This window comes from Neochlamydia sp. TUME1, assembly GCF_000813645.1.
In the GTDB taxonomy this organism is placed as follows: Bacteria; Chlamydiota; Chlamydiia; order Chlamydiales; family Parachlamydiaceae; genus Neochlamydia.
Genome location: NZ_JRXI01000219.1, coordinates 1 through 2765, shown reverse-complemented (window position 1 = coordinate 2765; position 2765 = coordinate 1). Strand labels below are relative to the sequence as shown.

At 47.4% G+C, this 2765-nt stretch carries 3 protein-coding genes; 1 reads left to right on the top strand and 2 read right to left on the bottom strand.

The window, feature by feature from the left end; genetic code table 11:
* The first annotated feature begins 1006 nt into the window (after window positions 1-1006).
* Entirely contained in the window at window positions 1007-1327 is a 321-nt protein-coding gene (locus DB41_RS11800) for a hypothetical protein (protein ID WP_155117678.1), read from the top strand.
* Between the two features lie 309 nt (window positions 1328-1636).
* Here DB41_RS11800 and DB41_RS10145 read toward each other — a convergent pair whose 3' ends face one another.
* Complete coding sequence (locus tag DB41_RS10145; RefSeq protein WP_039386955.1) at window positions 1637-1966, bottom strand: hypothetical protein; 330 nt, start codon at window positions 1964-1966, stop codon at window positions 1637-1639.
* Window positions 1967-2094: 128 nt separating this feature from the next.
* Complete coding sequence (locus DB41_RS11795) at window positions 2095-2244, bottom strand: hypothetical protein (protein ID WP_155117677.1); 150 nt, start codon at window positions 2242-2244, stop codon at window positions 2095-2097.
* Window positions 2245-2765 lie beyond the last annotated feature (521 nt).

The window sequence follows — 2765 nt, the reverse complement described above, 5'->3', positions numbered from 1 at the left end:
TCAACTCAAAGGGAGCCATCAGCATCTCTGCATTTGATGCCAACTACATGCACTACAAGCAGTTCACTCTCCCTTCATGGGCAACGCCAACTGGACCTCCCAACTTCCAGGCATATGCAGCCTATGTGGTATGACCTCATCTTTTGTACATATCTGGTATCTGATGCATGTCAGATTGATAAATCATGCTGAAATCAAGTAACTAACAAACTCATCCCATATTACAGAAGGAACAAGCTCATGTCATGCCAGAGTCTCTTAGAAGAGTCTACACAATCTTCAATGACCTAATCAAGCATCCAGAAGTCATCAGGTATGTTCCACAAACCATCATTATCATGTTTCAGCTCTGTACATGTCACCTATCCAATGTGCATCAGATTGCATTGATGCATGTGGGTGACCAAAACTTGCCTCTCTCCACCTACAGATACATTCAGTCCACCAACCTGGATCTCTCTGCACAGAAGCAGATCTCTCCATCTAATCTCTACACTGCTACATTCTGCCACATGGACACCACAGAGAGGTTGACACTTCTTGAGTTCTGGTCTCAGCACTGTGAGGCCTCTGGCAAGAAGTTCAGTATGCTCTTCCAGAACAAGTTTGCCATTATGGTGACAATGCTAACACAGTTAACACAGGCAAGTATCTCAAGGAGCTCATCAAGAACTGGAGCTTTGTTCAGGATCAGCTTGACGCAGTTGAATGTGCTGTTTCTGAAGGGGAAGCACAGGGCTGTTGAGTGATCCACCTGGGCACCATAGATTCTCTTCAGGCTGAAGTCATCCTGCCTGAAGCATATCTCCACTGCAGCAGACAAGATCTACTTGACTGTCACAGACTACTACCACAACCACCCTGGCACCAAGCACATCCCCCAAGCTCAAGAGTCTTCCCACGCCCAAACTTGTTCATGAAGAGGCTCTCTCTCTCCTGCACACCAAACATGAAGAGCAAGCTCTGCAACAAAGCAGCCAGAGCGTATCCACCAGTGCTGGTGAGGGTGGTTACACCCCTCTATCACAAGTACCCCACCCACTTGATTCACTCATCTTCATTTGACAAGTCATCCTCACCTACCTTTATTGTAACTCTGCCCATCATAGGAGTTCATTCCTTCATCTCCAGAACTCAAGACAAGTTAGACAAAGAAGAGCTGGAGCAGACTCAAAGCCAAGAAATCTTCTCCCCTCCACTCCAAACTCGTCCTCCCTCTCCACCCAAAACTACCACTCCAGCCACTACACTGAGTATTGTCAAGCTGCCCCCTATTCCAACTCCACCTGAGCCCACAACACGGTACCCTTTCCCACATCTGACTTGAGTTAATCAACTTCTCAAATTCTACTCTACCATTCAGGGCCTTCCACACGTCAAAAGGCAAGCAGACCAAAGCTGAGTGGGCAGCAGCTCTTGCACAGAAAAAGGCAGCCAAGTGGGCAATCACAAGGCGAGCTGAGACCCACAGTGCAGATTTGCTTCAAGTGGTTTCCTGCATGGTAAAATCCCACTTGGAGATTGAGAAGCAACTGGTATGCTCTCTTCATTTTTGTACACCTCCTCAATCTGCACTGTTGGATTGATAACAACTGCAAAATGGACAAGGTTAACACACACTACAACACCTGTCACCTCACTCAGGTCTCCATCTACATCCATGACCTTGGCATTGGCAATGCATGTGCCTCTTGATCTGAATGATGTGGTGAGTTGTCTTTCCAAGGACTTCAGCATTGGGATCTATCTCACCAGCTCTCCTCAACAGCTCACCACCACAATCAACAACCTCAGCTCCCATTCCCAGCTTGTCTACAGCACCACAATCACCTGCTACTTCACCAAGGTTGCCTACTCCTCTGCCAAACCAGCGCCTCCTCACACCAGTGGATTCTTCATCATCCTCTTCACCCATGCCAGCTGCCCCTTCTCCTCCATCTGGAAGCCCATTGCCGACAGAAGACATCACCTGCCCCCTTCCCCACTCCTACCTGCTACCTCTCCCACATCCCTCTTCCACCCATCACCAGGGAGGACTCTCAAGCCATCCCTGCCAGCCTCAACATCTTGTCAGAGAGCAAGGTGCTCCTCCACTCATCCTTCTATCACTACCTCACCACTAGCATCAACCTCCCTCCCCTCACCAAAGAGCACATCCACACCATCTACACACATCCAACCTACAGCATGATGCTTCCCACAGCCCTTACCCAGAGCTATTGGTACCTTCTGCCCTTTGCTCACAAGCCCCTGAGCCACAAATACCCAGCAAAGGATTATGCAACTTTGGCCATGCACTTCCTTGCTCAGTCTGTTGATGATGCTGCACTCAAGCAGATCATGACGTTCTACAACAAGCTTCAGCACCCTCTCCTCACACCTTATGTTTATCCCACTCCCACCTCTACTTCTCACCTCACCCCTCAGAAAGTTCATGTAAGCTACAACATTTGATGTACTCTCTCCACACACTGTAACTTCTGAAGTGAATAAATCTCACCTCCTACTCTAAATGCTCACCCAACTGCTCACACCTATCTCTAGTTTTCTCACCTCTATGCCTAAAAGCCAGTGCCTTATATATTAGTGAAAGACTGTTACACCACTAACTGCAGATTTAGTGTCCTGCTGTACAAGAAAAAATCCATTTTTATTAAACAAAAATTCTTCTGTACATTATCCACCCCAAAACAGACCTATTTCTGTACTTTCCTGTACAGAAAACCCTTATGAAAAAGGTACACTGTCCCCTTTTCATGAACACC

Bases quoted from the DNA above. Each gene is read 5' to 3' on its own strand.
- DB41_RS10145 (WP_039386955.1), bottom strand. From the start codon at position 1,966: ATGTCTTCTGTCGGCAATGGGCTTCCAGATGGAGGAGAAGGGGCAGCT.